Raw genomic sequence first — 5,560 nt, 5'->3', positions numbered from 1 at the left:
TGTTGTGGCTCTATCACAGTTGCGCCTTCCACAGTCCTGATACAGCCTCATCTGTGAATGAGTTGACTGATTACTTTTAGGCTCAGTCACAACACCTCAAAACTCACTTGGGTATAGACTCTCCACAAGGGCGGAGCATTCATTGTAGGTACTACTATGATTTAACTTAGTCTCGAATCATCTACCTGTTCGTGCGCCGGTAGCGGCTACTTCGTGGGCTTTCCCTGCCTTTTCGATGATTAAACTATACAAGCATTACTTTATAAAAACAAGAATTACTTGTTATTTTAATAAGGTAAAACTTGTAAATTCATATATTATATTGTTTTTAAAGTATTTTATTTTTTACTAATTCTTGGAAATGTGACTAATTAGTCATTCTTAGATGGGGGATGGAAGAATGTAAGAAAAAAAAGCCACCGTTAGGTGGCCTAGCAAAACCTATTGTGCTTTTTTTCTAAAGTTATCGTCGTCTCTCACAAATTCAAAAGCATCAAGAATAATTCCTGTTATCCTCAATATATCTTCTGGAGCTTCTATAAATATTCTTGAGTTGCTGACAGATAATCCAGCCCTATTAACTTCATTGGTTAATATTTCAGTTAACTCAATGGGTATCTGAATGTAAGGTTTATTCTTTTTATCAAAGTATCGTATTATCCATCTATTTGATTTTCCTTGATAAAGAACTCCAAAATAAGATTCTGTATCTTTGTATTGTAAATCTACATCATCTCCAACTATTGATTTCGCTTTTTCATACAGAGTGAATTCGTTTTTGGTGGTAACAATATTAGGATTATCTGGATCTACTATCTCATCTGGTTCTTTCGGATTATCTTGATGCTCTATTTCGTCTTGAACCCCATCAATTGGAACATGTCTATTTGAAAGGCCAGAAACTACCATTGCGCTAACAGATTTCTCAACAGCCTGTTTTACCAAAGGGGTGATTGATTCAATGAAACGTTGATTTAACTGGCGTTCGACATTAGATCTACTAGCAACATATCTTACAAATTCACTATCAACATCTTTCAAGCTAGTACTGATTGTTTTAGTGAAGACAGATAGGTAGACACTTTCTTCTGCAAGCGTCCTTAATGCCTCTGGCTTGAATTTATCATGTCTAAATCTATAGAGCTGACCTACATCTGCATCACTAACTTCATCCATTTTTATGCGTAAAAATGGTGCAGAATCCATTACGTTTTTTTGTTTTAAGTCGGTAAAGAAGCGCCATTCTAATCCATTTGTAATTGCTGAAATGGTCACTTCTGGAGTGGAGTTAAAATATCTGGATAATTGAGGGCAGTGGTTATCTAGCTTTTCGCTATACCCTTTTGCTTCAATAAACATGACGGGAACATCTTGGCAGAATAAGGCATAATCAACCCGCTCATTTGCTTTTGCTCCGGGGAAATCCGCCCCATACTCGGCTTTAACTTTTTGTGGGTCATACGGACTAAACCCAAGAATATCTAAAAAAGGCAATATTAATGCTTGCTTAGTTGTTTCTTCGGTAGTGCAGTGTTGACCTACGTTTTTAACGTGGTCAACATGATGTTTTATTTTTATCTTAAAATTGTCCATGCCATAACCTTAATAATCTAAAACGGAATACCAAAACATTCTTCCGATGATGAGCACTTGATCCTCATCTGTAACTTCATCTTCGTATTCATCACGGTTGTAGCTTCTGATAAGTATTTTTCCTCTTGGGCGTCTATAGAGGCATTTAAGGCGTTTTAATCCATCCTGTTCAATTGCATATACTTTTCCATCAATAATTTTTTTATTAGAGATATCAATTGCTATTGCTGTTCCATTTGGAATAACTGGCTCCATGCTATCGCCTTTAGCTGGAAAACAAGCAATTGTAGAACCATCCGTTGGGGCACCTATTCGCCGTAATGTTGATTTGGAAAATCGTAATTTATATCCGTTATAATCCACATCAATACACCGACCAGCACCGCATGCGAATTCAATATCTCTTAAAAATGGTACCTCCACCTCGTCGTTGTCTAACGGCGTACTACTATCCCATGGCGCAATGGTTGTCCACTTGCTCTCTGGTGGAACTTGACCAGTATCCTTTCTTAATGCTTGACCAAACAAAAGCCAATTCACATCAGTATCAAGAATAGATGCTAATGCTGTTAATCTTGACTTTCTTGGTTCTGTGCTTGATTCCCACTGTTGTACTGACTGTGGAGTGACACCAAGCATATCTGCCAGTTCAGCTTGAGTTAATTTTTTTGCAAGTCGAGCTTGCTTGATTCTTTCATGCATCGTTTTCATGTCTCAAATATACAAGCAACACTTTTATTTTCATAGCAAGTAAAACTTTACTTTTTAAAGTTTCCCTTGTATTTTATTTAGTGACCATTAGTGAAAAAGGGAAATTCATATGAGTGTACTGGAAGCAACGATCAGAAAAGCTGGGGGTGTTCCAGCGTTAGCTAGAATACTAAATGTTAGAGATCAAGCTATTCGGCAATGGATTAAAAAAGGGCGTATCCCCCCAGCGAGATATGCTCAAATCCATGAGCAGCTTGGTATCCCTTTAACTGAATTAGTCAAAAATAAATAATCTTCCACTATTTACAATGAATGCCCCGCCCGTGTGGGGAGCCTGTTTTCTAACTGACCCAAAAGGGTAAGTCCATCAATTTGCGAACCTCTTAATGAGGAGTGCAAATCTGCATCGATTTTCAACATCTCAGTACCGAAGATGCATTCCCCACAAATCGGGGAGAGTAGCCCAACAACTGGGCTATTAACATTATTTTATTTAAGGAATTTAACATATGGAAAGCGCAATGGAACGCAAGTTTCGAGAGATGGAAAGTAGATTAATTAAAAAACTGGTGCTGAAAGGCGCGAGGAATGTCGCCGAAATTATCGGTTTTCATGAATCCCAAATTGCACGCTGGCAACGACCACAACGAATTGATGATATCAGTCTTATCGAAAAGATGGCTCGTTTCTTAGTTGCAATTGAGTATGACTCGAAAGATGAATCCGTTGTGATCACAGGAGAGGATGCAAAAGCATTATTGGCTGCTTTAGAGCTTATCAGATACCCAAAAAGAAAAGCCCCAACTGTTACTGAGGCTTCTAATCAAATCGAACTTTCAATGTGAATCAAGCGGGGGAACTCTCACTTTCCCCGATACCACTAAATAGCGAGGCAATCATGACAGAGAAACCAATTATTTTCAATGCGGAAATTGTCCGGGCAATCTTGTCCGGGCGGAAGACTCAGACAAGGAGAATATTTAAGCACTTCTGGGCCACTTTATCGTGGCATGAAGTGAAAGAGCGCGTTCTCAAACTTCAATGCCCACTCGGAAAAGTGGGCGATCGGCTGTGGGTGCGGGAGACCTGGGCTCATTACCAAACTATTAATTATCGCGTTTGCGCCAATGGTTGTTCATTTAGCGAAATAAGTGACGGGCTTGCAGCGTATCGAGCTGACGGGTTCGAGAGTATTAGCGAAATGAAAGATCACATTCGACTAATGTCAGAATGTGATTTTGAGTGCGTTGAGTTTCGTAATGAAAAGTGGATTCCATCAATTCACATGCCGCGTTGGGCTTCACGTATCACGCTAGAAATCACAGATATTCGTGTCGAGCGCCTGAATGAAATCAGTGAAGAAGATGCGAAAGCTGAGGGGGTAACAGCGGGAATTTGCCCAGGACATGAAAATATCATGCATCGTGTTGCGTTCCGGGAGTTGTGGGAATCGATTTACGGAGCTGATTCGTTCAATGATAACTGGGTTTGGGTCATTGAGTTTAAGAGATGCGGCGAGTGAGGAGCAAGACACATTTATTGGTCCTAATCTTCCCAACCTGCCAATAAACAAAATCACTGATATACCACTTTAAGGAGCTGACATGGCTAGGTCACGAAATATTAAACCAGGCTTTTTCACAAATGATGATTTAGCCGAATGTGAACCATTGGCGAGATTATTATTTGCTGGCTTGTGGACTATTGCCGATCGTGAGGGTCGGCTTGAAGATAAGCCTCGTAAAATTAAAGCCATGGTATTGCCGTATGACGATACAGATTGCGACAAATTACTTGCTCAGTTACATAATAAAAACTTTATCACCAGATATGCAGTAGATGGAAATGAGTTTATTCAGATTAATAACTGGAAGAAGCACCAAAACCCACATTGCAAAGAAGCGGCTAGTGAAATACCAGAACAGTTAACGCAACATACTGATAATAAAGAAGCACCAGAAGAGCACCATACAAGTATGGTGCAAGCACAAGAAGAGCATATAACTAATCCTGCTGATTCCCTTAACCTGATTCCTGATTCCTTTAACCCTATAAACACCCAAGCCGATGAACCGGCTTGTGCTGATGAAAATCAAAATCAGTCTGCAAGCGTTCACCCGATGTCGAGTAAGTATGCGTTTGAGGGGCAGATGATCCGTTTAAACCACAAAGACTACTCGGCGTGGGAGAATCTATACACGAATATCGATTTGCAGCATGAACTACAGAGATTGGATTTGGAGTTTCAGGCTGAAAAGCCGAAGAATTGGTTTATCACTGCCAGTCAGAAATTGAACTACCAAAACAAGAATTCCTGCGAGCGTTATCAGCGCCGGGTTGGTGATCGCATTGCTCAACCGGTGCGTACAGAGCAATTCATTTCGGAGGATTTCTAATGAGCATGGCACAAACTCTGGCTCGTTTTCATCGGATGATGCCAGAGCATATCAAGCCTAAATTCACTAATGCTGATGATTTAATGGAGTGGCATCGTAAGCAGGGTGAGATTAATTCAAAACGCATTGTCGAAGAGAACCGGGTGAACCGCTTAAACAGGATCATGGGTCGTTCTGGCATCAGTCCATTGCACAAAGATTGCACGTTTGAAAATTATATCGCCGATACAATTGAGCAGCAAAAGGCTCTCGCAAAAGCCAGGCGTTATGCAGAAAATTTTGGTCACTCATTTGGTGGATTTATTTTCAGTGGCAATCCGGGTACAGGGAAGAACCATTTGGCCGCTGCCATCGGAAATCATCTTATCAAAAACGGTAAGAGCATACTGATTGCTACTTTGCCGGATTTAATGATGCGTGTACGTGAAACTTATCAACGGGACGCGAAAATCAGCGAATCTGCCTTGGTTGATGATTTGTGTGAGGTTGATTTGTTGGTGCTCGATGATGTTGGAGTGCAAAGAAATAACTTGAACGAAGACCTGATAATTTTCCAGGTTGTGGATCGGCGGCTGGCAAACAAAAAGCCGGTTGGTGTACTAACAAACTTGCCACAGCAACAGCTTGCTGACGTGTTGGGTGAGCGGGTGATTGATAGGTTGAGAATGGGATCGCCGATTGCTATTGGATTCCCGTGGGATAGCTATCGTCGGCAAGTTAAGTAATCACGCAGGAAGGATTTTTGATATGACAGAGAAACTTAAGCCGTGTCCGTTCTGTAGCGGAGAAGCCGCAAGATTACGTACTTCATGGGGGCTGGTAATTGTGTTTTGTACTACATGCAAAAACCAGACTACGAG

The 5,560-nt window shown here is 40.7% G+C and carries 7 protein-coding genes; 5 read left to right on the top strand and 2 right to left on the bottom strand.

Translation table 11 applies throughout. The features are described from left to right. Window positions 1–441: 441 nt before the first annotated feature. On the bottom strand, window positions 442–1,593 hold the full coding sequence (locus C5469_RS21975; RefSeq protein ID WP_166310748.1) for a type I restriction endonuclease: 1,152 nt from the start codon (window positions 1,591–1,593) through the stop codon (window positions 442–444). Between the two features lie 9 nt (window positions 1,594–1,602). After that, the gene (locus C5469_RS21970) at window positions 1,603–2,304 is read right to left on the bottom strand and encodes an XRE family transcriptional regulator (RefSeq protein ID WP_166310746.1); all 702 of its coding nucleotides are present in this window, start codon (window positions 2,302–2,304) and stop codon (window positions 1,603–1,605) included. Between the two features lie 109 nt (window positions 2,305–2,413). On the opposite strand from C5469_RS21970, the gene C5469_RS21965 reads away from it, so the two are divergent. The 5 genes from C5469_RS21965 to C5469_RS21945 all read left to right on the top strand — a co-directional run bounded on the left by C5469_RS21965 (window position 2,414) and on the right by C5469_RS21945 (window position 5,425). Then, window positions 2,414–2,596: a carph-isopro domain-containing protein gene (locus tag C5469_RS21965; RefSeq protein WP_166310744.1), complete on the top strand. Its 183-nt coding sequence runs from the start codon at window positions 2,414–2,416 to the stop codon at window positions 2,594–2,596. A 217-nt stretch (window positions 2,597–2,813) separates the two neighbouring features. Further along, window positions 2,814–3,149 (top strand): CII family transcriptional regulator, encoded by a 336-nt coding sequence (locus tag C5469_RS21960; RefSeq protein WP_166310515.1) that lies wholly within the window; start codon window positions 2,814–2,816, stop codon window positions 3,147–3,149. Between the two features lie 53 nt (window positions 3,150–3,202). Then, complete coding sequence (locus C5469_RS21955) at window positions 3,203–3,826, top strand: ASCH domain-containing protein (RefSeq protein ID WP_166310742.1); 624 nt, start codon at window positions 3,203–3,205, stop codon at window positions 3,824–3,826. Window positions 3,827–3,908: 82 nt separating this feature from the next. Continuing rightward, window positions 3,909–4,700 carry a hypothetical protein gene (locus C5469_RS21950; RefSeq protein WP_166310740.1) on the top strand — a complete coding sequence of 264 codons (792 nt, stop codon included), beginning with the start codon at window positions 3,909–3,911 and terminating at the stop codon, window positions 4,698–4,700. Next, window positions 4,700–5,425: an ATP-binding protein gene (locus tag C5469_RS21945; protein WP_166310738.1), complete on the top strand. Its 726-nt coding sequence runs from the start codon at window positions 4,700–4,702 to the stop codon at window positions 5,423–5,425. Before C5469_RS21950 ends, C5469_RS21945 begins: the two co-directional genes overlap by 1 nt. Window positions 5,426–5,560 lie beyond the last annotated feature (135 nt).

The sequence above is a fragment of the Photorhabdus cinerea genome, assembly GCF_011189575.1.
GTDB lineage: Bacteria > Pseudomonadota > Gammaproteobacteria > Enterobacterales > Enterobacteriaceae > Photorhabdus > Photorhabdus cinerea.
This window is presented reverse-complemented; position numbering and strand designations above follow the sequence as displayed.